Origin of the sequence: Bradyrhizobium sp. ARR65 (genome assembly GCF_000472385.1) — a bacterium.
Classification (GTDB): Bacteria; Pseudomonadota; Alphaproteobacteria; order Rhizobiales; family Xanthobacteraceae; genus Bradyrhizobium.
Genome location: NZ_AWZU01000056.1, coordinates 1 through 26,638 on the forward strand (window position 1 = coordinate 1; position 26,638 = coordinate 26,638).

Below are 26,638 nucleotides of genomic sequence, written 5' to 3' on the forward strand. Positions count from 1 at the left end.
CGCGTCAGCTTGCGCAAGGTGAATGGCCCTGAGCGAATGCGCTTGCGCAGCCAGTCGGCATTGGCGCCGGACAGGACCGGCTTCTTGTGACCGCCGATCTTGCCGGGTGAAAGGCTTCCGGTCTCCCGTCTCAGATTCTTCCACTTCGTCACACAGGAAGNACTGATCTGAAGCGCTTCGGCAATCGAGCGAACCGTCTCGCCCGCGTCAGCCCGAGCAAGAGCGCGCTCGCGAATGTCTTCCGAAAAGGGTCGTGTCATCCATGCTGGCCCCCGTTCCCCAGCATGGAGCTTGAATCAGAAATCCCTCCAAAGGGGAATCTTGATTCCGGTAAAAAACAACATGCTCTAAATCTTTTCGCCGCGACGGCAGCACCGAGTCGCGAATTCTCGGTTTTGGCGGGTCCAAAAATTCGATCACGGCTTGTTCCGCGAACGCGCTAGGCGTCGGCCCAGGCCGGCTTACCGAACTTCAGACCGGATTAAGCGCGCGGGGCACGATCAAAAATGTCGCTCGCCGACAGAATGTCCATGGGGAATGCTATCTCATGCGCCAGCATGGTCGACGGATTGAGCGCAGCAACGGACGCATCACCCCTGACACACAATCTCATGAGATGAAGTGCCGTTTTGTCTGGATAAACGGAATGACAGTTTCAGCAAAGCTCGACGCCGGCAGCCGTTTCGACATCTCGATGCTCGCGTTCGGAACGCTCTCAAGAAAATCTTCGGATTCGGAAAAGATCCTCATGGCGCCTGCTAGCGCATCGACATTACCGGTCGGCACGATGAATCCGTTGATGTTTTGCTGCACGAACACGTCTCCGGCTCCGCATTCATCGGTACAGATTACTCCGAGGCCGGCCGCGACGGCCTCCTGGATCACGACGCCCCACGGTTCCAGAATGCTGGGCAGGACAAGGCACGCCGCTTCCGCCAGCACCTCAGGCAGCTGTTTCGTCTGGACGAATCCGATGTCTCGGATTCCAGGCACTCCGGAAAAAAGATGCTTGAGGGGCCCGTCACCAGCAACGATCAGGGGCCAGGGTTCAGGGCTCTGGCGCCTGTATGACCGATATGCCTTCACCAGGATCGCAATGCCTTTCGCGGTCGCATAACGGCCCAGGAACAGGAATCTCTTTCGTTCGCGAGCGCTGGCGGGATGCCGTTCGGGCGTCAGCATATGCCAATCACAAACAGCAAAGCCCTCACAAATGTCGTTCGGACGAAAGCCCATTTTGAGCGCGAAGTTCATTTGTCTCGTCCGCTGCGCAGTAGGACCTCTTTGACCGTCGACATACTTGGGACCAGCGAGCAGGGCGCCATCAAACAACGAGTGGAAGAAGTATCGCCGTAGAGCTAACCCTCCCCACTGTTTTAGGAGAAGCGGCAACTCCCTCCTGCTCAGGAGAGCTCCCAGATGGCCGCGCCATTGGCTGTCGAGACATACGATGCGCACGGCCCTCCCGGCCCACCGCTTCATCAACTGGCGGTACGCATCCCTGCGCCACGACAGAACGATGATTCCGTCCGGCTCGAATTTACGGAGAGCACGATCGAGGGCATCGACATCGATTTCAGCGCCGTAGCTCAATTCAGCCTCGACCGGCCCGAAGCTGTCGTCGGCAAACCTGTACTGATCATTTAAAATGCCGACGTGTCCCTGCTGACGCGCACGAAAAACCATTACGTGATGCTCGGACCGAAGATATTGCACGGTCGCGTCGATATACCCGGTCCAGTATGCCCAAAGGAATGCGAGCCGGAGGGGTCGGCAAGAACCAGCTTGCGCGGATCGCCCGCTCATTTCCGCAGCGGCAGTTCTGCCCATGTCGCGCTCCAAATTGTCGCGTCCGAAATTACCGGCTAGTTTGCAAGCGCTCACCTAATTGCAAGCCTTGGGAAGCGCTGCGGGTCGACCTGCTGGCTAGCGGATAGCGAGCCTTCGTCCAACGAAACGTAAAAGCCGCAATGACAAACATAGGCGTCCACGCCGGAGCGATCACGACGGCTCCCATGGTTTGCCCCATAAGTGTCGCCCCGAGCAGCACAAAACCAATTTCGCGGACGCCCAGTTTCGCCAGCGCAAACGCCACGACGGCAGCCACGATGGCGCCGCCGAGAATGCCAAAGGAAATCCAAAACTGCCAAAACGAGTTTGTGAGCAGGTGACTTGTTTTTCCCTCCCTGAAATTGATGGCCATGCCCGGAACGCTGTCCACGTCTAAAGCGTTCACGCCCGCCAGCATGTTTTCGATGGCGGGCCCGAACGCGTCCATCGCGTAAGGCGTCATCTCTGCGTCACCTCCCAATCCGAAACCAAAGAAAGGACTGGTATCAGCCATGCTGGACGCAAGGCGGTACGGGCCAATCTGGCGAGAGTAGAAACTATCTCCTTTGACTATATCCCCGATCACTCCTCCGAACTCGTCGGCGGCTTGCATAAGCAGTGAAGTTGACGTGATGACCAGGATGAAGCAGGCAAACAGCAATGCCGATTTGGCCAATCGCGCGCCGGGATTCGGGCTTCTTCTCAATCGGTGAACGATCAGCCCGATCACGCAAATAGCGACGGCGTAGAATATGGTGGGCGAGCGAATCACAAAGATCGCAGAGGCGGTCAGCAATGAAGTGACAATAAGCCGTCCGACCCCCCACCTATCCGCATCGGCAAGTAGCCATCCGCATAGAGCCAGGCCCCAGAAGATGCCCACGAGCGATGGTTCCGAAGCAAAGACGGTCGGCCGCACAGCGCCGTACAGTTCCAAGTCCCGTGCTGTATCATCGTAATTCTCCTGATGAATCACCGACCGGATTTCGTCGACAAACGGTCTTAATCCGAAATGCACCTCCAATGTCGCAAGTACCAGAACGATGACAGCAACGGATAGGAACAGGCGGGAAGCCGTACGTGATTTCAACGAAGATAGTCCGAGAAAAAGGCCGTAGTTCGTGATGAGGGCCGCGTACAGCTGGACCAACGAGAGCAGCCGGCGTGATGGTTCGATCGCGTAGGGAATCGACAAAGCGAATAATGCCACGGTCGCCACCAATAGGAGACACGCCGCGATGACCACTCCCTTTGAGATTCGTCGCCACTCGAGACAGATTAGGGCGAGAGATGTTGCGAACGCCGCAGCATAGGGGAACAAGAGCCGTCCTGAGACCCAAAGATGGATGGATAGGAAGATCGAGAGTAGGGTGCTAACGGATAGCAGTATGCGAAGATGCGCCCCGCCGAAAAGGCCCGCGGTTGTTGCGCTTGATTGCGCTGCAGCGTGCATGTGCTTTTCCGGGGTACACCGATTGGGTCATCTGGCGGCCGAGCTGGTCCGATGGAGCCACGCGCCACCGACGGGACAGACCTCAGCCGGAACCGGCTGCATATAAACGGAGGCGGGAGTCTAGAAAAGCGTCCCATCCCCCGAACCGTATTATAGCATAGCCGCCAGCAAGTGCGATGGCCGTCTGGCGCGGTCATTCAAGCCACGAGTTACGATGGCATGTGCAAGGTAAGTCTGGAGCGGCTGGCACAATGAGGATGTCGAGCGCTACGGAGACGTTGGCGACCGGCCCTGACACTCGCGTTCGGCAAGAACGTTCGGCAGAAAAAGTCGCCGACCTGGAGATCGGCGGCGAGGCTGCATTGCGTGTGCGCCCAACATAGGGAGGTTGTCATGAACTATGCAAACCCGCTGTTGATCCGAATTCGAGGACTCGCGCAGCAACTGCATATTCTTCGTCCAATCGTCAGGATTTACAGAATGATTCTCAGCGAGGCCTACGAACGGAAGTTTCGCGATTTACTTCTGACCAAAATAAGCGAAGGCGATCTTGTCTGGGACGTAGGTGCGAACGTCGGCCTATATACCAGGCTATTTGCCGATCGCGTGGGTCGCGACGGGAGGGTCATTGCGTTCGAACCGTCGCCTCGAGCTTTTGCGCAATTGCAGTCGTCGTTTGCAACGGAACCGAATGTCATTTTGCAGCAAATTGCATTATCTGACTTCGACGGAGAGGCCGACTTCTATGTGGCTGAGAGAGGCCCAACCGTTACAGACAGCTTAGTTGTTCATTCCGGGAGCAGCGCATCCATTCGAACGCCGGTGAAACGTGGCGACTCAATGTATTCCATCAAGGCACCTGCGATTATAAAAATTGATGTCGAAGGAGCCGAGCTCGAGGTGCTGAAGGGCATGACAAAAGTCTTGGGGAATCCCGGATTACGCGGGGTCTTTGTAGAAGTTCATTTTCTTGCTCTCGCGCGGCGCGGAATGCGAACTGCTCCAGCTGAAATTCAGAAAATTCTGCAGCAGGCCGGTTTTCAGGTAGCCTGGACTGATGCGTCCCATATTGCGGGCTTGAGAAAATCGACGCTTGAGCATCAGCGATGAAGATCAGACTTAAAACGATGAACCGCATCGTTTGGTGGTGGTCAGATATATCTGTTCTTTAGCAGTGAATAGACCTTAGCTGCGAGATCCGCTGTCGGGCGTTTCGCTGCAAGTGAGCAATTGTGATCAATGTGCCACGCGTTAAACATCGATGTTATGACCACACCATCTGGATTGTTAGAAAACGCAAAATGCAACAACAGATCCGCTACAAGTTCCGTTGCATGTGGGTCGTACTCTTGAAGCCAAAACTTCAGAGTTTCTGATGCTCGGGACGAGAGCATGGATATTTCGTTAGAGTTCTCTGTCCCGAATACGCCATGCGTGACGAACTGAGGTCGATAATCGCGCGGCAGCTCGGAACGCAATCTGATGGCGACGCCATTATGCGGCGCATCGCGAAACTGCGCATAGTCAACGTGGAGGCGTCTTGATACCGACGCGATAATGCTATCGGGTGGTCCGGCAACGCAAATTGCTCGGATAAGTCCGCGGTCCAGTAACCGCTCGAGTACATCAAAAATGCGCTTATCTGCTGCCTCTTCCGGCGTTGGCTCGTGAAGTGCCAAGACGTCAACATGATCAGTCCGCAATGATCGTAGGCTCTGCAGAAGGGATGATTCGATGAGGTCTGGATGAATGGTTGTACGGGCAGGAAGCATATGAGCGCGCCTCACAACCGAACGCGCGGCCGGAACGCGAGATACGACAGTTCGGGCCAAAGGCCGTAACAGGCGCTTTGACACCGAAAGGCGAGGACGCGGAATGCCAACTTTGGTGCAAATGACAACTCGATCGCGCCGGCCTCGCAGGCAGCTGCCAAGTAGCTCCTCAGCCTGTCCATCTCCGTATGAAGGCGCAACGTCAAACCACGTCACACCATATTCGAGAGCCATATCTACGGCACGGCGACCACCGCTTGGCGAGATGCGAGAGCCGAGAGATGCACAGCCGAAGCCTATTGCCGACACATTGCGCCCAAGCGCTTTGGAATAAACCTCTCTCATGGCGCAAGACGACGTTTGTGGCTGGCCGCAAACCTTTCTCTGGCTATTTGGCTTGCGAGGTGAGCCGACAATCTGAATCCCAGAGCCACGGTAGGAAATGTTGGACTGGCTTGGCCGGGTGAAGAAAACACCGAACTCGATGCGATGTACAGGTTTTCAAGATCGTGCGTGCGACAATCGGCATTCACGATGCTTTGCTGAGGATCAAAGCCCATGCGGGTGGTTCCGATTTGATGAAAGCCATCCTTTGCGTGGCGAAGCACATACTGAACGCGAGACTCCGCTTCGGTTTCACCGAATTCGAGATAGCCCAATCCTGATTGCCTCAACGCCGTGTCAAGAATTGAATGAGCTCTCACCACGCTTCGCGCATCCGCTTCACTAAACCTGAGCCGGACGTTCAAGTACGGCAACCCAAACGCGTCGAACTTGGAGCTCAAGGTGACTCGCGACTGCGGACTTGGCGATTGCTCGGCATGGTAGTGAAGAGCGTATCGCCCGCGTGCGTTGTACAACAGAAAACCTGGCTTCTTCGGAACGCTGAAGTACCTTTGATTCAGAATGCTTAAAATGCTTACGCACGTTGCCAAAGGCTGCGACACGACATTTCTAAGATGTTGAGACCACCGATAGGGTAGTGGACCTAAATGACTGATCCGTATCCCTTCAGGTGCAAGAAAGCGTCCTAAGATCGGAGTTGCTAGCGCAAGCCAAGCAAGTGATAGTATGCCGATGCGATGGTCGGCAGAATGGAACGGTGGGTTGTCGGCGTAAAGCGCGATGTTGAGAAGCTCCTCGCGTCGTTGGACCTCCGGAGGAAATGTGAACCGCCGGCGCACGAAAACGCCTGAATCGAGGAAATAGTCGTGGGCCGGAAAATGCGCGGGGTCAACCAGGACAAGATTGGCAATTTTCCCGGAAAGATGGCCCGAATAATACCGGCCTAACGGTCCGTCGACTCCTCCAAAGAGTTTTGGGAGCCTGCTTTGCGTCCACAGTAGTAGGCGTGTTGTTTCCAGACCGCCGCAAGCGAGAACGATGTATTTGGGCGAGATGGTGGTCGATTTTTCCTGACTGCGAACGGTCAAGCGGCTGACGTGTCGAGCATCCTCTGAGACGTGAATTTCAGTCAAGGTCGTTTCGGCAATTAATGCAATGCCTTTTGACTTGGCGAGACGGTCCCGATGGCGCTTGCTTACATCCCTCTCTGGCGTCCATCGCTCCAAATCCTCAAACCGCACACTCTCCAATCGTCCCCATGGCTGAACCGGGGAAATAAAATCTGCGGGCGCAATACCAAAGAACTCGGCGGCTTTATCGTAGCAAATTGCCAGTTCTGTGTGGGAGATAGGCCAGTTCGAGTCTACGAAAGCTCGTTTCGCAAAGTCGATTTCGTCGAGGGGCGTGCACCTGCCTCCCCACCATTTCGAGGCTCCACCAAGAGCACGGCAGATGGCTACATGCGGAGCCGCATGCGTCTCTAAGTCAATGTCATGTCCGGTGCTAAGGCCAGCATAAAAACCGTCGACTCTATCTTTTCCTGATTCCAGAAGCAGAACCGAGAGCCCACGCTCCTCGCAAGCAAGCGCAACCGCGATCCCCGCCGGTCCACCGCCCACAATGCAGGCGTCACAGTTTGCAAGTGAAGCAAGATCGGCGAAAGATCTAAACATCAGCCCTGCCTTTGTTGCGCAAGACAGCTAAGCCGCAATTTTCGCATTTTCAAGCGACGTGCAGAAGTCTCACCTGGCGTTCGGCGGAGAGGACCTGCACTCAAAGAGCCTAGTTCGCGATCAGGGCCACGTACAACTCAGCTGGCGCGAGCATGGCGAAGAATGCGCCCCTCATCATTATTAGTAGACAGACCGCAGTGATCGTTGCGCAGCGTATGGAAACAAAAGAGTTCCGGAGATCGAGCATTGGTAATGCATAATATTATGTGTATTGTGTGGAACTGTGTTCTGCCGAAGAAGACCGGCAGTCGTCGCGTTGAGCGTGCATGTTTTCCAGCATACCGATGGACACCGCATCACCGCGCGATCCGAGATGGCCACGCGACTGCGGTCCGGTCGGATCTCAGTCAGGACGTGCCGCAGGTAATGACGCGGATGAATCCCTCTGACCAGGGACTCCACAGGCGGCTGGACGAGCTCTTAACGTCGGGCATCGACCACAGCCGATGCGCCGGCTTCGCGGAGTGCTTCTAATGGAACTCTGACAAAGTAACTCCGGCGGGGCCGCGTTGTAGCAGGTGGCATCCCCGGAACACGGTGGAGGACAGGATGAACGCAATGCGCTTCTTCAGGCCTCTGTTTGGGTCGGCCGCACAGCTCTGGGCACTCCCAATGATTATGGTGGTCCTGCTCGCCCCTGTGACGGCTCGCGGCGAGTACCTCCTGGCACCCGGCGATGTGCTTGAGATCGACGCGGTCGGAATTCCGGATTTGCGGCATCGGGCCATGATCGATCTGAATGGTCAAATCTCATTTCCGTTGATCGGAGACATTAATGCGGCCGGCCTCAGCGTGCCCGAATTGCGCAAACAGGTGAAGTCGATACTTTCAACCAAGGCTTTTCGTCCCCGCGAGCTAGATCGGCCGGGACGCTCGAATTCGCAGGAGGAGGTGGTCACGATAGCTCCTGATGAGGTTACTTTGACCGTGGCAGAATACCGGCCGATATACCTCAATGGCGATGTCGCCAATCCAGGGACTCAGTCGTACCGCCCTGGAATGACCGTGCGCCAGGCCATCGCGCTTGCAGGCGGCTATGACACAATGCGGTTCCGGGGACGGGACCCTTTTCTGGACTCGTCGGATTTTCGCGGTGATTATTACGAACTGTGGACGGAATTTGCCAAGGTGCGGGCCCAGGCTGCACGTTTTCAAGCCGAACTGGACGCTAAGAGCACGCTTGGACAACTAAAACTGAACGATCTGCCGCTCCCAGCGGGGGTGACCTCGACAATCGCGGACGTCGAAGCGCAACGGCTCAGCGTCGACAACTCTGATCATGAGAAGGAGAAGCAGTATCTCGAGAACGCCGTCCGGGAGGAGGAGGGGCGGATCGCGACGCTTCGGAATCAACGAGAGACGGAACAGGCGGACGCGGACGCTGATGCTGCCGAGCTCAAGCAACTCCAGGCCACTTTTACCAAAGGGCTGGTGCCCATGACACGGCTCTCTGACTCGCGCCGAATGATGCTGTTTTCAGCCACTCGGGTGCTTCAGACGACCGCGCTGATGGACCAGGTGCAGCGCGAGCGGAGCGAGTTCGCCAGACGACTGCAGCGCGTGCAGGATCAGAGGCGGGACAATCTGCTAGCAAAATTGCAGGACGCCAACGTGCGACTAGCCACGATTCGGGCCCGACTGCAGGCGGTCGGTGACAAATTGTTGTATGCGGGTGTGGTGCGATCTCAACTCGCCCGCGGATCCGGTGGCGACCCGGTTATCAAAGTGTACAGAGATAACAACGACACGTTGGGCAATATCACTGCCGACGAAGAGACAAAACTGATGCCCGGCGACGTTGTCGAGGTACGGCTGCGACTGGAAGGCCTACCCAAATTTACCGATTCTGGATCGCCCGCATCGGCGCGCGACGAAGATCAAAAGGAAGCCGCCGGAGCACGGAAATAGCACTCATTTTGGTGGTGCGGTCTATAATGTTGCATTAAACGAAGGTCAGTCTTGTTTAAAACCGCACCGAGCAACTTGTGCTGCACGCCCTGGGCTGACGCCAAAGCGCATTGCACCGTCTCGGTCGAGGTCTTGCCCCATTCCACTACCAGGACATAGGCATCGATCGTCACGGTTGAAGCCCGAACATCGATAGTTGACGCAAGCGAGGGCAAATCAACAACGATATAGTCGTACTGGCGTCGAAGCCCTTCAAACATCGTGCGGACGCTCTCAGATGCCAGAAATTCGATCGACTCGAACGGCTCGGGCATTTCCAAGAGGGGGAAGAAATGCATTTTACTCGCGCCACCGGTCCGGAGGACTTCCCCGTCGGTGGCGCGCCCCAGGGCCAAGTCGCACCAGCCCTTCAGGGCACGCGGTGTCATCGAGCGTGACAGCGTCCTCTTGCGGAAGTCCGCATCAACGAGCAGGACTCTGCATCCTGCACGCGATAGGAGCTGCGTGAAATTCGCAGCCAGGGTCGACTTGCCTTCCCCCTCAAGCGCGGACGTAAATCCGACAATCCTCGATGGGTGTTCCGGGAGAAGATCGCACGAGAGCTTTATCGCGCGGATTGTTTCAGCGAAATGCGACGTCGGATTCTTTAGCACATACGAGAACAGGCCGTCCGATCGTATGAGTTTGGGATGCGCTGCTTTGTTCCAAAGCGGCGCGCGCAAGCCCAGAGGTCGCCAATACGGCTTTTGAATCCATTCGAGTGCGCCGAGACAGTCGGTCTTGAGGTAATCTGCAACCTGCTCGGGCGTGCGAAACGTCCGATCCGACAATTCCACCCAGGCCGCGACCCCAAGACCGATGCAAAGGCCGCCGAATACAGCGATCGGCAACACGAAAAGCGCATTCGGCTTGCTCTTGAACGCCGGCGGCAAAGCTGGGCTGACGACTTGACCCTCGGCAAATTGGAACGACTGCTGCTGCCCGGCTTCGGCATACCGTTGGAGAAAGCTATCGTAGAGCGTTCGGTAGATCCTTGCCGTTGCCCGAAGCTCGCTCAGCTTTGCCTGCTCCTCAACTTCATTCTTTGCTTGAAATTCCTGGACTTGCTTCTCTGCATCGGCCGCCCTCTTCTGAAGGTCATGAAGACGACCTTCCAACCAGTTGGCCGCGGTCTCTGCGGCATGGTTTGTGGCATTGATCCGGTTTTCGATGTACGCGCTGGCAACGGCATTCGCAATTCGGGCGGCTTGCCCGGGATCAGAATCAGTAAAGTTGATCTTGATGACCGCCGAAAGGCCGACACGCGCCACGGAGAGATTTCGTCGCAGGACGCGCATGGCGTCCTGTTCGGCAGTCAAACCCGCGGTCCTCGCGCCAATAAAAGCCGCATTTTTCGCCAGTTGGAGGGCTTTGACAACTGACATTGCAATTGCATCTGCTTTCAAAATCTCGACCTGGCTGTCGACCGTTTTAGAATCGACAGAATTGTCGCTACCCGCAGGCTCGAGCTGAACAGGGCGGATTTGCGGTTTCTCGATGTATAAAATGGCTTCCGCGGTGAAGCGGGGGGTAGCGAACAAGAGGTAGAGGACTGATAATCCGATAGTAAGGGCGAGAAATGCCAGGATTAGTCGGAGGTTGCGGCGGACGAATGCGGTGCCGGATGTGACGATCTCGGCCGCCGAAACAGCAGGCGATTGTTCCACCTCGTCGAGCACAGCTGCCGACTTTCGCGTCGCAACATCTGGAGCCGAAACGGTACTAGCGCCCTTATGTTCCGATGTCCTGCAATCGAGCGCCTGGAACAGGGGGCTTGCTCAGCTGGCCATAATCGAACTTTATCCAGATGAGGATGTCAAATCCGCCCTCCTTATTCAAGGGGAGGCATCTTTCCCGTCCGAGGGACAGTTCGAGCGGGCGCAGATGTAAGTAGCAGATGTAAGTAAAGGTGTTGTGGACGGCGATCTGCGAATGTTTGGAGTGCCCAATCTTAGCGTCGTTTCGATCGCAACACTTCGAACTGGCGGTGGATCGAATCCGACTGTGATGTTCGTGATGGCAGCTCTTCGCCCATCTATCCAACGATGCGGGCAAGCGCCGTGTTAAGATAGTTTGCTGGAAAAAAGCTTCGCCTCGGAGACTGATCACTGCAGCTGTTGGATTGGAATCAACGCAAAGCGGATTGCACGAGGTCAAGACAGCAATGATACCGCATCAAATCATTTATCAAATTGGATATATCTCTTGCTGGTATCGGTCTGACCACGACGCTGATCAAGACTTTCGATCTAAGCTGAACGATCTACTTGGCCGAGCAAGCGTCGTAGTGCCGTTAGGACGAGCCCGCTCCGGAATCTTCTTGTTGGTGAAACAGGTCGTTACGGAAGCGCGGCGCAAGGTAATTATGTGCCCGTACACTATCCCTGACGTCATTAACATGGTGAGGTTTGGTGGGGGCGAGCCAGTTTTCGTAGATTTTCGTCCCAATTCGACGAACGTTGATTTGGGCCACCTCAGATCGCTCGTTGATGAGCAGACAGCGTGTGTTCTGGTCACTCACTATCACGTGCCCCAGGCAGACACGAAGGCGATAGCCGACTTCTGTCGCTCCAAAGGCGTGAAGTTCTTCGATGATTGCGCCATATCTTTGGGCGCCAGTATCGAAGGCCAACCAATCGGTACCGTCAGCGATGCAAGCGTATTCAGCTTTTCGGGATTTAAGATACTGAACTTTTTTTGGGGCGGAGCGATAGCCATGCCTCCTGGAGCAATTGCAACAGCTATTGAAGCTGAAGTTGGAACCTGGCCACGGCTAAGCTTCCGGCAGTATCAATACCAAGCAAAAAGAGTTCTAACATACAGGTTGTTGACGAGTCGGTTGGTGTTTCCGTTGCTTTTTCCGCTGCGGCGCAGAAATATTGCTTCGGGTAAAATTGTCGACATCCCTCCGTTGTCGCGCGTTGAGACAGCTAGCCTGGACGACACCATTATTAGCCGGCCCGCCCTCGCTGCCTTAGGTGAGTGGAGGCGAAAATTCAGCGTTGTCGCTGAAATAGTTGCTCACCGCCGCTCGATCGCCGCCGTTTATGATCGTCATTTTCGCAAGATTAGTGTATCGCCCGAGACCGCTGAAGAACGTCGCGCGGAAGCTGGTTTCGTCAACTACCCGATCATCGTCGGTCGCGACATGCGAGATAAGGTCTACAGGGCTTTGATAGCCAGCAACTATGACGTAGCCCTATCGCTTTATCCGAATGTCCATGAAATGGAAGGCTTCACTGATCTACCAGGACGTACCGGTCATGTTTCGGAGCTGGTGCGGTCTATCATCACCCTGCCAACGCACACGCGTGTGACGCCCGCATATGCTGAAAGACTCAGTCAGTTTCTGCTGACGTTGATCCCGAGCCAGTGAACCCGTATCTTGTGATTGTGGGTCTGAACGTGCAGTCAGCGACGCCCGTATATAGCTCATACGCCGCCTAGATGTTTGCAACCACAAGATTAAAAAGCGCGTTTTTCGGGCCCGAAAACGATTGGTCCGTCGAGATCTCGAAATGGACCCGATCTCCGGGGATTACATAATAGTCCGGATGGCTAATGTTCTTGATGAAAGCTGCAGTCTTCACGCCACTGGCGCCCCTCGTGATAGCAAGCTTCAAAGCGCCGGGGTCGACCGGCAGTCCATTCTTGCAGAGCACCAGCTCGATCTCTCCGGCCGTCACATCCGCGTCCAAGCTGAGCTCGATCGCCCATATCCAACCCGCAGCCGCCACGGCTTGGCCCTTGACGGCGCTTGGTGCGTCGTTCGCCATGCGATCCATGCGAGGCGCCAGATCGTTTTTGTAAAAGCGCAGCACTTCCGTGGCCGCGAAAGTGACGTCTGCCAGACGCGGGTTGTCCACCAGCAAGATATGTGGAGAAACAATGTCGGCAACACCGCGGAATAGGATTCGTGCGTCCTGTGTGGTGGCAATCGTTAGCGCACCCGATTTGTGTCTGGTCGCAACCTCCTGATAGCCGTCGATGATCACTTGCGCGCCGGCGCTCGCGTGAAACACGGAGTGCGGTTGCGTGCTGTCTATGGTCACAAATCGCATCTCGACGCCTTGGAAGCGGTAAGTGCCTTGTTGAATCGGCCCGTTGCCGCTCAGATCAAAAATGACGTTCCGCGCGGTGTCCGCTATCGTGCATTCCTCCATTCGCCAGGCGCGAACGTTGACTTCCGTTGTTCCACCCCAGCAGACGAGCTGAGGTCCGCGGCCGAAGTTGATCTCGACATTGTCGATGTTGACGCTTGAGCAACCCGCCAAGTGGATGAGCTCCTCTTCCGCCCTATGCCGAAGCGCGTAGAGGTGCGAAATCAAGATATTCGGCATCCCCTCGACCGGGTTGGTCCTCAGACGGACGGCCGCGCCACTCGCCTCGTAACCGCTGAACAGATGCGACATAATGCATCCCCATACGTTCAGTTGGCGACCGGGCGCCTGCACTTCTCGAGTTGAGACAAGTCGACAGCCATTGTGGTTTTCGCAGTTTTCGATCTGAAAATCCGCGTACCCACCATCGTCGAACAGGAACATATTGGACTCTTTGTTCGTGATGCCCTGATTGCGCGTCCACGCGGCTCGCATGTTCTTTAGACTGAAAGCACGGTTGGTCATTTCGCGATAATCGTGACCTTGGCTGGAAAACAGGAAAATTGGCTTGTTGTCGGCACTTTGCGTAATGGTGACTCGCCCTGCCTCTCCCGTGATCGCCCAATCGTGCGTGCCAGGTGGAATTGATAGAGAGTTGGAAATCAAATACGATTGGAATGTACCGGGGATCGCTAGTCGCATCTTGTTGGTGCAGGCGTAATCGATCGCCCGTTGAAGAGCATTTGTGTCATCGTGCAAACCATCACCGACTGCACCGAATTTCCGAAGATCTAGTCGGCCTTCAATGCTTTCCGACTTGTTTGACCGCGCACTGGCGGCACCGAAGACGCCGCCTGAAGTACCCAGGATGAGCAAGTCCCGGCGGTTCATGTCGTCTCCCCTCGCGTTTCCATTTACTCCGGCCACGCTGGCACGTAGGCGCGCAATTTGAATTGCACCGCCGAGTCGTTCTTCCGAAGTTCCGAGCGATCCATTCCTCTACGGGAATGGCACGGCAACCGGGGCGCGCAACGCGTGCTACGCGCTCCGACTGGATTCGTTTTCCAAATGAAGAGGTCCGAGTTCGAGCCCGTGCGCGTCGTGTAAATGTTTGATGAACGACTCAACCCCCATCGCCGCGATCATCCGCCGGGCCTCATAGAGCTTAGCGTCCACGAGAAACAGATTCCACAACGCCTGCAGGAAACAGAAGACGAGACCCTGCTGCCCGTCGAGAAACCCAAGTCGAAACACGTAGCGATACAGGTAGTACGCGAAAGCTCGAAGGTAGGGCGGGAGAGCGGGATATATCTTCGTTTTGATCTTGTGGTAGATGACTTGGCGCCGGGACATCTTGCCGACCAATTTATGCTGCGACAGCCCCAGCTGCAATTCGCGGTCGAGCAGGTCGATCATCCTGCGGCTCGAATATTTGTTGTGTTTGTCCGTCCACCACGTCAGGTCGCGCAAATTCTCGTCGATCAGGTCACCCGGGCAGTAATCCACCACGCCCCGCTCGACGACGCAGTACTCGTCGATCCACCGCTGTTCCACCCGGCCTAATCCCGTCCGCCAGATTTTCAGGACTCTCATCGGGTAGAAACCACCGTGACGAATTGGCCGTCCGAGAAATACGACAAGACGGTCGACGTAAAAGCCGGAGACGGAGGCGGGCGCACGCGGGATGAGCTTGGTCATCGATGTGGCGAGCTCTGTCGAGATGTACTCATCTGCGTCAACACGCATGACCCAATCGGTGTCGATCGGCAGGTTGTCGAGCGCCCATTGAAATTGATCGGCTTGGTTTTTGAATTTTCGCTGGATCACCTCGGCGCCCTCGCGCCGGGCAATCTCAACCGTCGCGTCTGTCGAAAAGGAATCGACGACATAGAGTCGCGATGCGACGGGCTTGAGGCTGCGAATGCAGCGTTCTATGTGCAGTTCTTCGTTGTAGGTCAGGATAATTGCCGTGAGCGACAGGCGAAGGGACCGGCTCGCATCTTCTGCAAGCGCGATCACGCCTTCGCGCGCGCCAGCATCGGCCAAGTTCTTCTCCTGCAACACCCGGGAACCGAAGCGGTAAACGCTGTTGACGGCGCTAGGTTCCGTAAGGAGTGGCATTTTGTTCCGCCTTGATGCAACATGGTCTCGCCCCGATGCGTTCCGCATCTGGGTTAGGAACGGATGATTCCTCACATGTGCGGTATTGCGGGCTTTCTCGGTCCTTGGAACGACCGGCTGCTTGATGCGATGCTCGATCAAATCGCTCATCGTGGCCCAGATGGCCGCGGCATCTGGCGGGATCGGGAGGCGAATTTCGCGGTCGGCCACGCGCGTCTGTCGATAATCGATTTGAGCCTAGCCGCCAACCAGCCAATGCATACGGCCGATGGTCGTTACGTCATCTCATTCAATGGCGAGATTTACAATTTTAAAGAGTTGCGCCGCGAACTCGAGAGCGCAGGGCTCGTATTTCGCACCAAGAGTGATACGGAGGTGCTTCTTCGTTTGTTCGAATGCGAAGGCCAGTCCTGCCTTCGTCGGCTGAACGGCATTTTCGCTTTTGCGGTCTGGGATCGCGCGTTGCGGCACCTCTTTATTGCTCGCGACCAGCTCGGCGTCAAACCGTTGTACTATGCCGCGATACCCCACGGGTTTCTGTTTGCATCAGAGCTGAAGGCGTTGACAGTTTGCCCGGATGTATCCCGTGACATCGACGTGGGATCTGTCGCGAATCATGTCGCATTCGTTTGGTCATCCTCTGCTTCCACCATGCTCAAGGCTGTTCGGAAGCTGCGGCCCGGACATTGCGCTTGGATCGACGCAAATGCCCGGCTGACAATCGAGCAATACTATGAAATTCCCCTCCCGCCCCCCAGCTGCGAGCGAGTTGAACCAGCGGCTTTGCTGACTCTGTTCGATAGCGTTGTCGCAGATCAGATGGTCGCGGACGTGCCCATCGGCGCTTGTTTGTCTGGAGGCGTTGATTCCAGCGCCGTTGTGGCCTCGATGTGCAGAACGACTGATCCTGCTCGCGTGGTCACATTCTGTGCAAGCGTGCCGAAGGACCGTACCCATGCCGACAATTTCGGGGATGATATTATCCATGCTCGTGGGATGGCAAGAAGGCTAGAGATCCCGCTGGTCGAAGTGCCGACCACGGCGCAGCTTGTCGACCAGCTTCCCCAAATGCTTTGGGAGCTGGACGAGCCGACCGGCGATTTTGCCGCCCTGCAGACCCGGATGATTGCTGCAGAAGCGAGGCGACACGGCATCAAGGTGTTGCTGACGGGCACGGGAGGGGATGATCTGTTCACGGGATACGGCAGGCACGTCGCGGCATTCATCTGGGCGGCGCTCGATCAGATCCCTTACGCACGTCGGCTGACCTCGCGCCTGATCAGCAGGTTTCGCAGCGATTTCGTTCTTGGTCGTCGGCTTGGCCGCCTTGGTCAGCTGTTGGCCTTGAGCGAGGAGGAGATGCTGACAGAAGCCATGAGCTTCTCCAGCTGGCCGGCGGGAGAGCGAAGCTCGCTGGTGGCGAAAGCGGCGGGCCAGTGGCAGGCGAGTCACAGCGCCCCGTTTAGCTGGTTATTGGGCAAGACACGTGAATTGCATCCAGTGGAACGACTGCTGCAACTGGATCTTCATGGATTCTTACCGGACCTCAATCTCAACTATACGGACAAGATGGGCATGCAGGAAGGGGTCGAGTTCCGCGTGCCCTTGCTTGACCTGCGGCTGGTCGCGTTTGCGATGCGCACTCCGGTCTCGCAAAAAATCGGGCTCTGGCAAACGAAGCGCATTTTGCGGGAGGCGATGGCGGCCCGGGTGAATGGTGCTATTCTGCGTCGCGCGAAGCAAGGCTTTGGCGTCCCACTCAGGGCTTGGATGGCCGGTCCTGCACGCAGCTTGGTTGCGGAAATGACATCGCCGCGCGTCCTGGCAGCACGGGGCCTTTTCGATCCTGCCGCAGTCGCTCGGTTGCGCAACGCGTTCGACCAGAATCGGAGCGACGTGGCGTTCATGCTCTTCACACTCGTGTGCATTGAGATCTGGTGCCGTCAGCTGAGCTGCCGACCGTCACTCGCGAGCACGGATGCGAGAGATGCTGCTTAGTCGCAAGACTGGGCGCCCAGCTTGCTGCTCATAAGCAGCCGGCCGTACACATTCGATTTTTAGCGCGCCGCAGCTGCGGTACTGTCGGCGGTCAGGAATGCACCGACCCGCTCGACGTACTCCGGCGTGTCGCCGCGCGCAATCGACCAATTGACCTGCGCGAGGCAGCGCCTTATCCGCAACGGATGGCGGGACGAAACGAGAAGCACCGAACGCGGGTCGGCTGCCAAGGCCAGCGTTGCCAAAATGGCCGGATGGGCATCGGGATCAAAGAAGTCGAATCCATAACGGCTGGACATAGCACTCGCCGTTGCGGACCGAGCGGCAATTGCAGCCCGCAACAGCGGGAGGCCATGACGCACCACCCCGTGAACCACGCGCAATCCCAACTTATTGGCAGGCAGGGCGTCACCCGGCGCGTACCGATGCTGCCACACATCCCCATAGCGAATCGAGTGTTCGGCAGGTCCCTGGGTGCCGGTACCTAAGAGACGGACCCGTCCCGAGGATACAAATTGGTCTAGCTCTCTGAGCAGCTCCGGCGTGATGTCCCTGGTCCTTGGCTCGTGTAACAGCAGGATGTCGACCCATTCGGTCTTCAGCCTTCGCAGGCTGTCCTCGAGTGAGGAGCGGACTTGGTCGGGATGGAACAGTCCGGTCGCTACGAGACCCTGCGTTTGACGCAAGGCGAACTGCTTGACGGTCGGAAGCCGCACCGCGATGGGACGCAAGGTCTTGCGCAGCAATGAAAGCAGACCGGGGAGCCGCGGCCGGGCAATTCCGACCTTGGTGGCCACGATGAAGTCGCCACGATGTGACCGGACAAGATTGCCAACGACGTCCTCGGCGAGCCCGTAAAGGGGCGCGACATCGACGTATCTGATTCCTGCCTCGTAGGCTGCTTCGAACACGGCAACGCTCTCCCGCAGGCTCGCGCCGCCGATCAAGCCTCCGCCGCCCAATCCTATGCGGCACACTTCAGCCGCCGAACCGGGTATCTGGACCTTATGCATTGCAATGGCTCGTCAGCCGGTCACACAAGCGAAGTGCGAGCGCCAGGGCGGTGTAAGTGCAATTTGCATATCCCGACGTGGGAAAGGTGGCCGCGCCCGCTACATGAAGATTGGTCGTACCGTGAACCCGAAGATATGGGTCCACGACTCCTCCATCGAAGGTTGCTGCCATCCGCAGCCCGCCGCATTGGTGATAGCTATCGACGCATTCGTCCAGGATGGAGATGTCGCGCGCAGCGATCTTCGGATGAAGCTGCATGTCCGCAATGCCCGTTTTCGTCAAGGCATCCCGAACGATCTCGCAGAAACGGGCTATGGTATGGAGTTCCCGGCCATCAATCCTCCAATCGAGGCGCACCACGGGCATGCCTAGGAAATCACGCCGCTCGCTATCTAGCCTGATCGCACTCGTACGGAGGGGGACCTGCTCGCAATTTATAAGCAGTCGAATGCCCATGTCGGAATGATTGAAGATCCTGTGCTCTCGAAAATAGCGGCGGATCAGCGGGCCCCAGATCCTCAGCAACGTCAGACTATGACTTGGGATCGTTGTCAGGTTTGGCGGGACCGCTCCGCGTAGTATGGACGAGACGAATAACTTTAAGTTGTCGATATGGTGCTGCAGCGAAGAGTCAAACTGAAGAACACCGCTGATATTGAGTAGCCGTTCCGCCTTCTGCACGCGCTCTGGCAAGCGCAGTTTGGGTTGATACTTGTGGCCGCCGAACAGGATGGAGTCAAAGACGTTATCAAAAGTATCGGTGCTCTTGCGAAGTAGCCGGGCTGCACTGATTTCCAGATGATCTTGGAAACAGCATCCGAGCCATCTGTTGCGGGCCCACGGAGCATCTCGATCATTCTGCGCGGATATCAGCAAGAGCCGGTTGGCCTCGATCGTGCCACAGGCGATCACGAAATGCCTGGCCGATAACCGAGCTTGCCGCCCATTGATCGATTTCACTACGACCGCCTTGACGCGATTTGTCGCCTTATCAAAAATGAGATCGGTGACGATTGCATGAAGCAGCAGCTTCAGCGTCGAACGCGTCGTGAGATCCTTCCGAAACAGTCGCGCCAGATTTCTTTCGCGCAGGGATCGCGTAAGCACGACCTCGATGGCCTCATCAAGCACTGGAGCGGCAAAGCCAGTCCGCTCCCAGATCTCCTCGTCACAGCCGATTCCGGGCTTAACCCCGAGGAACTCGGCCGCACGGTCGTAGTAAGGCGCGAGATCCTGGAACTGCAGCGGCCATCCGCTGTTCTCGACCCATTCGCGGTGCACAAAATCGATGGGGGTATAAGGCAGCAGCGTCCCGCCCCAGACGATACTGTTTCCGCCGAGCACGCGAATGCGCGCTTTCGAGAGCCCCTGGTGAGAATGCCCCTCATTGATTGCCGCGTTCAGCTTTTGCGCGGCTGGCTCGACCGATCTTCCGCCGGCTTCCAGTACAACTACCTCGTGTCCGGATCGCGCAAGCTGAACGGCGACAACAATTCCGATCGGGCCGCCGCCGACAACAACGATATCACAGGCGGGCAACTCCGGGGTCGGTATCTGGTCAAGCTCAAGGATCACTCCGGCGGCAAACTCCTCAGGTCTGAGCGCTGGCGTCTTCGATCAGGTGCGAAGGACGCGGGCACTCGAATGATTTGGATTCCACCAGTGCTCCTAGGGCCGGTCGATCATGCGAATGCGGGAAGAAAGCATCCGGCGCTTACCGATCATCGGAGTTGACCTGGCGACGCTAGTGAATCCGGGGCAATAGAGCTCAGGTGCAAGCAACCACGGCAAGACTGCACCTCGGAGAACACTTGATCAAGAGCATCTAAGGCCGACATGCGGCAGCCCCACAATAGTTCCATCTCGAGGCGAATGAGAATCTAACTGCCATTCAGGGCTTGATTTGTCGTGACCGCAGTCCAAGACCTTATTACCACTCGACTGGTGGCCGGTAAGCGTTATCATTCCACAGAAGTGCATAGGAGCTTACGGTCAAATTCCGACCGTGCGCGTCCTCGCAGCCCCGGCCGGAACGTAGCGATGGATATCTATGCTTATTTCACGCTAAAGGCCTCGAATACCGCCTTCCAACTCGTGTTTGGAATTCTCACCACGTACGTCTTCTTGCGGATTCTCTCACCAGATGTTTTTGCCACCTACATCTTGATTTCGGCCATAGGCAGCTACGCGAGTTTGGCCGATCTTGGCTGTTCGAATCTGATCTACGTTAACATGCGTAAGGCGTATTTGGACGGCAATCATCTTGGGACGGCTTTGGAAGAGGCGTTGGCGGCGCTGCTTACATATGGCGTCGTGGTCCTGCTCGTGCTTTTTGTCGTCGGCGCATTGATTGTAGCTGACGTCATGCATAACCATGGTGTGCCGCTGAATCTGATCCTGTACTTGCTGTTCTGGCTGCTGCTGTTGCCATGGAACGTTGTGAGGACAACCGCGAACGCGGTCGATCTTTACGTTCCTTTCGAAGTCATCGAGTTGATGCGGCGGTCCCTGGTGACCGGATTGCTGATAGCGCTTCTGGTAGGAGCTGAGGTCCGAGAATATCTGATTGCGATAAACGTCATTTGGGGGGCCTGCTTTTTGGTCGCGGCATTTTACGGCCGTCGCGTCTTTGACGAATTCAACGCCGGGAAAAGCGCGATCGCCGCGGCCGTGGTTCGTTTGTATCGTGATCGACTGGCCAGCATGAAAGCCGTCGCTGCTTTCAACGTGAGTGCATTCACGATCTACGTCTTTCCATATTTCATAATTCCTGCCATGTCGTTTCCCAGGGATGCTCTCGTAGTATTTGATACGTTTTATAAGGTCGGCCGCTTTGGCGCGACGGCATACCGAGTGGCCGGAGATGCTTTCCTGCCCATGCAGACAAGGGCAGTTCATGAGGGCAGGACTCGAGATCTGATGTCATCGGTCGGCACGGTCTTGGCTTTTCAATTCGCGATCTTCCTGATTGGCGCAATTTGCTTGTTAGGCGGGTCGAACTGGATCTTTCCGATACTCCTCAATGGAAAAGTGGAGATCAGCCAGGCGATCGTTTTGATGATGGTCGCAATGCTCTTCCTAGAACTCATCCAGCTTACGCTCGAGGTGATACTTATCAATTCGGGTTTGTTCGAACCCATGGCAAAATTGTACGTCGCCGTGGTGACCGCGCTGGGCACGGTTGCTCTTGTGAGTTACGTGTGGGAAGTCTCATTCCCGGTGTTTCTTGGCGCGTACGTTCTGGTGTACGGGATCGGCGCGATACTGCACGTTCCGCTTTTCTTGCGCTATCTCGGCCCAAGTCGGGCAAAGCCGCGCCGGCTAGGCTGACTGCAGGTCCGAAATCTGCGGAGATACCCAGCCCAACGCGGTGGCCAGCCAAAAGCTCGCTATCGTCGTGATTGGAGCGAAGATCCGGTCTGCCGCCGCGTCCGGAGCGCCCAGGGATGCAACTGGACTGCCCGCTGCGAGGATTTTCGGTCTACGGACAGTCAGGTCGGCGAGCCGCAATGGCGGTATCCTGGCCTCAACCGCGTCAAGCACCACAGTCCCAGTGGCCGGGCGGCGGCAAGCTCGCGCTTGCGTTTCTGTGCGTGCGGTCCGAAACTACCTTGCGTCCGGCGTGTTCCGCACATGGCGAGTCCCTATGCTGGGAATATGCGTTGGCGCGCGACCCTTTCAACGAACGGTCACCACTTGCGGCCGTTTTCGGTCCTGATGACCCAGGGCCAACTATTTGGGCCGAGGGGCTCAGCACGGTGATGACCGGCCGGCCGATACAGCTGCGAATTCGCCATGAGTATCACCCATGAAAGTTTCGCGCGTGGCCGCGCTCTTCCTGTTGACGTGATATTCGAACCCAACAGAGGTGGCACTGTTCATGCTAAGGAAGATGCGCAAGCTGACGGAAGTGCTATCAAACCCGAGATATTGGAGCGGACTGCGACGCGGGATAGCTCCGACCATCGAGCACAAACTGGCGCTGCAGGGTTTGAACGTAAGGACGGTGCTCGACGTCGGCGCCAACAGTGGCCAATTTTCCCTGCTTGCCCGAACTCTCTACCCCGGGGCGACCATTTATGCATTCGAGCCTCTCCAGCGTCCCGCTGAACGCTTCCGTGCGCTGTTTGCTCATCAGGCGAATGTGCATCTCTTCCAGGTAGGGATTGGCGAGGCTCTGGGCGACACCAAAATGTTCGTTGCCAACGATCATCATGCCTCGTCGTCGATCCTGAAAGCGCACAAACAATCACAGATATTCGGCTCGCGGGAAACAGGAGAGGAGACGGTTCGTATCGGCCGACTCAACGACTTTTTGCCGCTTGATCGCATTTGTCCGCCCTGCCTGCTCAAGATCGATGTCCAAGGCTACGAGCTACAGGCCGTCAACGGCTGTCGTGAGGCGCTGCCCCTCGTTGATTATCTGTACGTCGAATGCTGCTATGTCGAGTTGTATGCGCGCCAGGCGCTCGCTCACGAAATCATAGCTCGGCTAAGGCAGTTTGGCTTCGCTCTCCGGGGCACCTTCAACCAATACTACGATCCGGAGGAGGGCCCTGTAGTAGCCGATTTCCTTTTTCAATCCTTGAGATCGATGACCTCGGTCCACAAAATGTAGTTGAAGCGGCGGCCTTCCTCAATAGCGCCAGGAGTGTCCCCCGACATGCTCAAGAACGATGTTCGCAGCTTCTGGGACCAGGGCTCCGCCGGCGAATTCTGGGCTGTGGGATCGGACCCGAAGTCGCGCTTCCTCGCCGAGGAAAGGTCGCGGTACCGGTTTGAGCCTTTCATACCCGGCTTTGCTGACTTCGCCGCCGCGGCGGATCGCGATGTGCTCGAGATCGGCATTGGCATGGGGTGCGACCATCAGCAGTGGGCGCGCGCGCGCCCGAGACGTCTGCTCGGCACCGACCTGAGCTGGCGTTCCGTCGCTTACGCGCGCGAGCGGTTCGATTTATTTAGCTTGAAATCGGACCTCGTCCTGGCCGATTGTGAGCGCCTGCCGTTGGCTTCTGAGTGCATTGACATCGTCTATTCGTGGGGGGTCATGCACCACACCCCAAACACCCCACTGGCAATTCAAGAGGCGTACCGCGTGCTGCGCCCTGGCGGAATCGCCAAAATCATGATTTATCACAAATGGTCGCTGACCGGCTACATGCTCTGGATGCGCTACGGCTTGATGCGAGGGCGACCTAAATCGGGGCTGGACCATATCTACGCAAATTTCCTGGAGAGTCCCGGAACCAAAGCTTACACCGTCGACGAGGCGCGCCAACTCTTTAGGCAATTTTCGGACGTTCGCATCGCGATACAACTGAACTATGGCGATCTGCTCCAGAGTGAGGTCGGCCGACGGCATCGCGGCCCGCTTCTCAGGGCTGCAAAAAAGCTATGGCCTCGCTGGCTGATTCGCAGATTGTTGAAGCGGCATGGCTTGTACCTGCTGATCACCGCAGTGAAATAAAGCCGCGCTGCGTCCACGCGTTCTGCAACCCGCTCGGCCGATCGAACGATCCGACAACACGGAAGCACGTTCGGCGTTCACGGATCTACTGCGCTATCACTGCCTGTATTCCTGTTTTGTGGTGCTGTTCCGGTACGGATACAGCTTCGCGAACACGCGAACACGATCGCCCTGCCGCGCACAATGGGCGAGCGTTTCAGTAACGGACATTGTAATGCGCAGCTTGGCGGCCGCCAAGCTGGTCCTTGTAGGGGAGCCAGTGATTACAGATGCTCCGCTGCGATCTTCTCGCTCGGAATCGCAATCGTATTCCAAGCGGGGCGTTGCAACGGAGACCAGACCTCGGCTTCACCGTCCAACAACACATAGCGGTGCTTTTGGAAAAACGCCGCGATTGGCCCCTGGAGCTCGTTTGCGCACTCGATGAGAATATTGGGACGAACCGTCCCAATTGTCTGCTCGCCCCCATGGAGAACCTCCGTTTCCGCGCCTCCAACATCTATCTTGAGAACGGTCGGCGCGGCCAGGCTCCTGGCGAGCGTGTCGATCCGCATTGTCGGTACCGATCTCGTTTCCTCCGGAACGATGAAGGTCTCCCGCCACTTGCCGACTGACTGAAGCTTGTTGAGTGCCCGACTGAACTTGGATATCTGAAAGGGAGCCGCACCATCCTTGTTCGAAATCGCCACACTCATTACCGACAATTTCAGGTTTCGGTTCTGGCTCAGCCTGAGGCTCCGGATCAGGTTGCTGGCGAGTTCCAAATCTGGTTCAAAAGCATAGACGCGGCCAGAGCGGACCTTGAGTGCGGCGGGAAATGCAAACAGCCCGAGATTCGCGCCTATGTCCCACACGACGGCGTCTGTATCGACCCATTCGCGAATGAATCGTTCATGGACGGGATCGACGAGCGATTTCCGCAGGTCGAGAACGCTTAAGATGCTGCCCGGCGAAACGTAGGCCTGGAAAACACCATCGCCTGTTCTGGCCGTTCGGCGAAAATACCTCGACCGGAAAAATCTGTACAAGGCGCGCCGGTAAAAGGAGGATTGTGCTCCAATTCCCATCATTGATCTCCACCGGCCCTGCGAAAAGACCGCTCCCAGATAACGGTCTCTTTAAACAGCAAAGGTTAGGTCAGACGAGTTCGCCAAGTGCAGTTGTGCAAGTGTTGCCAGCATGCTCCCGTTTTTACCCAACTGGCAAGGTGGACAAAACTCTGCGCTTAGTCGTGCCGAGTTTTCGGCGATACCCATAGCTCTGCTTCTAGTAGCATCTGTACTTCGTTATTCGGGGCGGCGAGAGCGACTTAGAATGGCTCGCGTCAGCAACGATGTTGAACTTTCCACCTCGCTCGGAGGGAGAACACAGCTGGAGGCGGATCTGATGCTGCGAAGCAGCTTCATAGTTCCGCCATTCTCCAGCACCAGCCACACAACCCTGCCGACCGGTAAAGACCGCTGCCTCATCAGTTTGAATCGTTCGGCTGTCTCTTGAATTCAAAGTGCCTATAAGTCGAATAATACCGTCGAACCTGGCGCCGAGCTGTACACGGAACCGATAGATCGAAAATCGTGGTGGCCGAAATTAAATCCTAGCGCGTTCAGGTACTCGCTCGTAAGGACTAGTCCATCTGGATGAGGCGACCCTTTGGAACGGTCTTGTTGCCAAAAGCCTCATTTCGGACTTGAAACAATTGTTTTCATCCTAAGTTGTTGTGCTTTTCTGAGTAGCTGGGGAATGTCATCGGGGTTCGCGACCGAGCTGGACAAACACAAAAGAATAAGCAGGAGAGAAAAAGGAGGTCGACTAGTTCGCAAGCGAAACGGCTGATAGTCGTAATCCAACAGGCTACCAAAGTATGTCGAGTGAGCCGATTGTACCGACTTTTATTCTCGAGATCGACGGGCTCTTTAGAGAAGGCCTTCGCCTCATCCTGTCAAGAACCCGCTTCCGCCCGCAGGCTTGCGGAATTGAATTAGACGATCTGACGGAAGTACCCAGCGACGGGCCTGTGTTGTTCATCGTCGGGGTCGGACCGAAGCGTTTTTCGATCTGCAGGAGGATTCGGACCCAGTACCCGTTCGCTCTCATCGTGGCCATTGGCGACGACAACAACTCGAAGTACTTGGCGAACGCGCTGGATGATGGAGCGAACGCAGTTCTCCTTAGTTCAGTGAGGCCAAACGCTCTCGTCAATTCGCTTCATGCCGTCGTGAGCGGGTCTCTCCTCGTTATAGATGCTCGCCTCTGGTCATTAGAAATCCAGCCGAGAGCCGAAGGAGTGGTCTCAGCTCCCATCTCACAAGTGTCGCCTCCGATCCAAAGTGAAACGACGTGGGAAGTCGAGGACGGACCGCAAGCAGTAAGGCAGTTGTCGGCGCGGGAAATCGCAATCCTTGCGCGGATCGTCCTGGGCGAATCCAACAAGCATGTTGCGCGATTTTTCAAAATCGCTGAGCCAACCGTAAAGGCTCATGTTAAAACAATCCTTCGGAAGATAGGGGCGAGCAATCGTACTCAGGCAGCGATCTGGGCTCTTAGCCATGGGCTTTTCGATAGCCGGGGCCATGAGCTTGCCGAGTTGCTTCAGACTGAAGTGAGCCACGAAGCCATAACAGGCCGTGGCGATTGAATAGGCAGCCATCGGATTTATTGCACAAGAGATCGAGACTCGCATCACCCAAAAATCTTTCGAGATCTCCCCTCCGCTTCAAGCGCGTCGCCTCGCATCTATGCAGTACCAGGCAGCATTAGTGGCATTGGCGAGCACTAGTATCCTCTTTTCTTTCTGAGCGGGATGGATCGATGCTGCAGCCGCGCTCCGCAGTTGCAGTTCGTCGCCGATTTAGGATTCA

General features: G+C 56.5%; 20 protein-coding genes. 9 read left to right on the forward strand and 11 right to left on the reverse strand.

What is annotated here, in order from left to right:
* From F758_RS0136750 to F758_RS0136765, 3 genes are all read right to left on the reverse strand, one after another.
* Nucleotides 1–260, reverse strand: a 260-nt coding sequence (locus F758_RS0136750) for a helix-turn-helix domain-containing protein (protein WP_024506404.1), incomplete at its 3' end; no start/stop codon positions are given.
* 349 nt (nucleotides 261–609) lie between these two features.
* Entirely contained in the window at nucleotides 610–1,686 is a 1,077-nt protein-coding gene (locus tag F758_RS46845) for a glycosyltransferase (protein WP_198026651.1), read from the reverse strand.
* 172 nt (nucleotides 1,687–1,858) lie between these two features.
* Complete coding sequence (locus F758_RS0136765; RefSeq protein ID WP_157450338.1) at nucleotides 1,859–3,040, reverse strand: hypothetical protein; 1,182 nt, start codon at nucleotides 3,038–3,040, stop codon at nucleotides 1,859–1,861.
* A gap of 636 nt (nucleotides 3,041–3,676) precedes the next feature.
* On the opposite strand from F758_RS0136765, the gene F758_RS0136770 reads away from it, so the two are divergent.
* Nucleotides 3,677–4,393, forward strand: a complete 717-nt coding sequence (locus F758_RS0136770; protein ID WP_024512528.1) for an FkbM family methyltransferase — start codon at nucleotides 3,677–3,679, stop codon at nucleotides 4,391–4,393.
* A gap of 41 nt (nucleotides 4,394–4,434) precedes the next feature.
* On the opposite strand, the gene F758_RS48645 is transcribed toward F758_RS0136770, so the two are convergent.
* Nucleotides 4,435–5,400, reverse strand: a complete 966-nt coding sequence (locus F758_RS48645; protein ID WP_084305960.1) for an aldo/keto reductase — start codon at nucleotides 5,398–5,400, stop codon at nucleotides 4,435–4,437.
* Nucleotides 5,397–7,073: a GMC oxidoreductase gene (locus F758_RS48650; RefSeq protein WP_084305962.1), complete on the reverse strand. Its 1,677-nt coding sequence runs from the start codon at nucleotides 7,071–7,073 to the stop codon at nucleotides 5,397–5,399. The genes F758_RS48645 and F758_RS48650 overlap by 4 nt, the downstream gene beginning before the upstream one ends.
* A 609-nt stretch (nucleotides 7,074–7,682) precedes the next feature.
* Here F758_RS48650 and F758_RS0136800 point away from each other — a divergent pair.
* Nucleotides 7,683–9,041, forward strand: coding sequence for a polysaccharide biosynthesis/export family protein (locus F758_RS0136800; protein WP_024512529.1), 1,359 nt, complete (start codon nucleotides 7,683–7,685; stop codon nucleotides 9,039–9,041).
* Here the strand turns inward: F758_RS0136800 and F758_RS0136805 are convergent.
* Entirely contained in the window at nucleotides 9,011–10,759 is a 1,749-nt protein-coding gene (locus tag F758_RS0136805) for a Wzz/FepE/Etk N-terminal domain-containing protein (protein ID WP_024512530.1), read from the reverse strand. The genes F758_RS0136800 and F758_RS0136805 overlap by 31 nt on opposite strands.
* Before the next feature lie 235 nt (nucleotides 10,760–10,994).
* Between F758_RS0136805 and F758_RS53545 the strand changes: the two genes are divergently transcribed.
* Complete coding sequence (locus F758_RS53545; protein WP_502689207.1) at nucleotides 10,995–11,147, forward strand: hypothetical protein; 153 nt, start codon at nucleotides 10,995–10,997, stop codon at nucleotides 11,145–11,147.
* A gap of 97 nt (nucleotides 11,148–11,244) precedes the next feature.
* The gene (locus tag F758_RS0136810) at nucleotides 11,245–12,456 is read left to right on the forward strand and encodes a DegT/DnrJ/EryC1/StrS family aminotransferase (protein WP_024512531.1); all 1,212 of its coding nucleotides are present in this window, start codon (nucleotides 11,245–11,247) and stop codon (nucleotides 12,454–12,456) included.
* A 67-nt stretch (nucleotides 12,457–12,523) separates the two neighbouring features.
* On the opposite strand, the gene F758_RS0136815 is transcribed toward F758_RS0136810, so the two are convergent.
* Both F758_RS0136815 and F758_RS0136825 read right to left on the reverse strand, forming a co-directional pair.
* Complete coding sequence (locus F758_RS0136815) at nucleotides 12,524–14,071, reverse strand: hypothetical protein (RefSeq protein ID WP_157450339.1); 1,548 nt, start codon at nucleotides 14,069–14,071, stop codon at nucleotides 12,524–12,526.
* A gap of 147 nt (nucleotides 14,072–14,218) precedes the next feature.
* On the reverse strand, nucleotides 14,219–15,226 hold the full coding sequence (locus F758_RS0136825; RefSeq protein ID WP_198026653.1) for a glycosyltransferase family 2 protein: 1,008 nt from the start codon (nucleotides 15,224–15,226) through the stop codon (nucleotides 14,219–14,221).
* 150 nt (nucleotides 15,227–15,376) lie between these two features.
* On the opposite strand from F758_RS0136825, the gene asnB reads away from it, so the two are divergent.
* Complete coding sequence (asnB, locus tag F758_RS0136830; RefSeq protein WP_024512534.1) at nucleotides 15,377–17,299, forward strand: asparagine synthase (glutamine-hydrolyzing); 1,923 nt, start codon at nucleotides 15,377–15,379, stop codon at nucleotides 17,297–17,299.
* 59 nt (nucleotides 17,300–17,358) lie between these two features.
* On the opposite strand, the gene F758_RS0136835 is transcribed toward asnB, so the two are convergent.
* Entirely contained in the window at nucleotides 17,359–18,312 is a 954-nt protein-coding gene (locus F758_RS0136835; protein WP_084305970.1) for an aldo/keto reductase, read from the reverse strand.
* A complete protein-coding gene (locus F758_RS0136840) occupies nucleotides 18,305–19,888 on the reverse strand; it encodes an FAD-dependent oxidoreductase (protein WP_024512536.1) in 1,584 nt (527 codons plus the stop codon). Before F758_RS0136840 ends, F758_RS0136835 begins: the two co-directional genes overlap by 8 nt.
* Nucleotides 19,889–20,353: 465 nt before the next feature.
* On the opposite strand from F758_RS0136840, the gene F758_RS0136845 reads away from it, so the two are divergent.
* From F758_RS0136845 to F758_RS0136860, 3 genes are all read left to right on the forward strand, one after another.
* On the forward strand, nucleotides 20,354–21,643 hold the full coding sequence (locus tag F758_RS0136845; protein WP_024512537.1) for a hypothetical protein: 1,290 nt from the start codon (nucleotides 20,354–20,356) through the stop codon (nucleotides 21,641–21,643).
* 562 nt (nucleotides 21,644–22,205) lie between these two features.
* Nucleotides 22,206–22,931, forward strand: coding sequence for an FkbM family methyltransferase (locus F758_RS0136855; RefSeq protein ID WP_035724383.1), 726 nt, complete (start codon nucleotides 22,206–22,208; stop codon nucleotides 22,929–22,931).
* Between the two features lie 45 nt (nucleotides 22,932–22,976).
* On the forward strand, nucleotides 22,977–23,780 hold the full coding sequence (locus F758_RS0136860) for a class I SAM-dependent methyltransferase (protein ID WP_024512540.1): 804 nt from the start codon (nucleotides 22,977–22,979) through the stop codon (nucleotides 23,778–23,780).
* Between the two features lie 263 nt (nucleotides 23,781–24,043).
* Here F758_RS0136860 and F758_RS0136865 read toward each other — a convergent pair whose 3' ends face one another.
* The gene (locus F758_RS0136865; RefSeq protein WP_210200106.1) at nucleotides 24,044–24,847 is read right to left on the reverse strand and encodes an FkbM family methyltransferase; all 804 of its coding nucleotides are present in this window, start codon (nucleotides 24,845–24,847) and stop codon (nucleotides 24,044–24,046) included.
* A gap of 794 nt (nucleotides 24,848–25,641) precedes the next feature.
* Between F758_RS0136865 and F758_RS53550 the strand changes: the two genes are divergently transcribed.
* On the forward strand, nucleotides 25,642–26,415 hold the full coding sequence (locus tag F758_RS53550) for a response regulator transcription factor (protein ID WP_024512542.1): 774 nt from the start codon (nucleotides 25,642–25,644) through the stop codon (nucleotides 26,413–26,415).
* Nucleotides 26,416–26,638: the final 223 nt, after the last annotated feature.

What these genes read in the sequence shown, in the direction of transcription:
- F758_RS46845 (WP_198026651.1), bottom strand. Translation starts at nt 1,686, where the DNA reads ATGGTTTTTCGTGCGCGTCAGCAGGGACACGTCGGCATTTTAAATGAT.
- F758_RS0136860 (WP_024512540.1), top strand. Translation starts at nt 22,977, where the DNA reads ATGCTCAAGAACGATGTTCGCAGCTTCTGGGACCAGGGCTCCGCCGGC.
- F758_RS0136835 (WP_084305970.1), bottom strand. Translation starts at nt 18,312, where the DNA reads ATGCATAAGGTCCAGATACCCGGTTCGGCGGCTGAAGTGTGCCGCATA.
- F758_RS0136845 (WP_024512537.1), top strand. Translation starts at nt 20,354, where the DNA reads ATGGATATCTATGCTTATTTCACGCTAAAGGCCTCGAATACCGCCTTC.
- F758_RS0136815 (WP_157450339.1), bottom strand. Translation starts at nt 14,071, where the DNA reads ATGAACCGCCGGGACTTGCTCATCCTGGGTACTTCAGGCGGCGTCTTC.
- F758_RS0136770 (WP_024512528.1), top strand. Translation starts at nt 3,677, where the DNA reads ATGAACTATGCAAACCCGCTGTTGATCCGAATTCGAGGACTCGCGCAG.
- asnB (WP_024512534.1), top strand. Translation starts at nt 15,377, where the DNA reads ATGTGCGGTATTGCGGGCTTTCTCGGTCCTTGGAACGACCGGCTGCTT.
- F758_RS0136855 (WP_035724383.1), top strand. Translation starts at nt 22,206, where the DNA reads ATGCGCAAGCTGACGGAAGTGCTATCAAACCCGAGATATTGGAGCGGA.
- F758_RS0136810 (WP_024512531.1), top strand. Translation starts at nt 11,245, where the DNA reads ATGATACCGCATCAAATCATTTATCAAATTGGATATATCTCTTGCTGG.
- F758_RS48645 (WP_084305960.1), bottom strand. Translation starts at nt 5,400, where the DNA reads ATGAGAGAGGTTTATTCCAAAGCGCTTGGGCGCAATGTGTCGGCAATA.
- F758_RS48650 (WP_084305962.1), bottom strand. Translation starts at nt 7,073, where the DNA reads ATGTTTAGATCTTTCGCCGATCTTGCTTCACTTGCAAACTGTGACGCC.
- F758_RS0136865 (WP_210200106.1), bottom strand. Translation starts at nt 24,847, where the DNA reads ATGGGAATTGGAGCACAATCCTCCTTTTACCGGCGCGCCTTGTACAGA.
- F758_RS53550 (WP_024512542.1), top strand. Translation starts at nt 25,642, where the DNA reads ATGTCGAGTGAGCCGATTGTACCGACTTTTATTCTCGAGATCGACGGG.
- F758_RS0136800 (WP_024512529.1), top strand. Translation starts at nt 7,683, where the DNA reads ATGAACGCAATGCGCTTCTTCAGGCCTCTGTTTGGGTCGGCCGCACAG.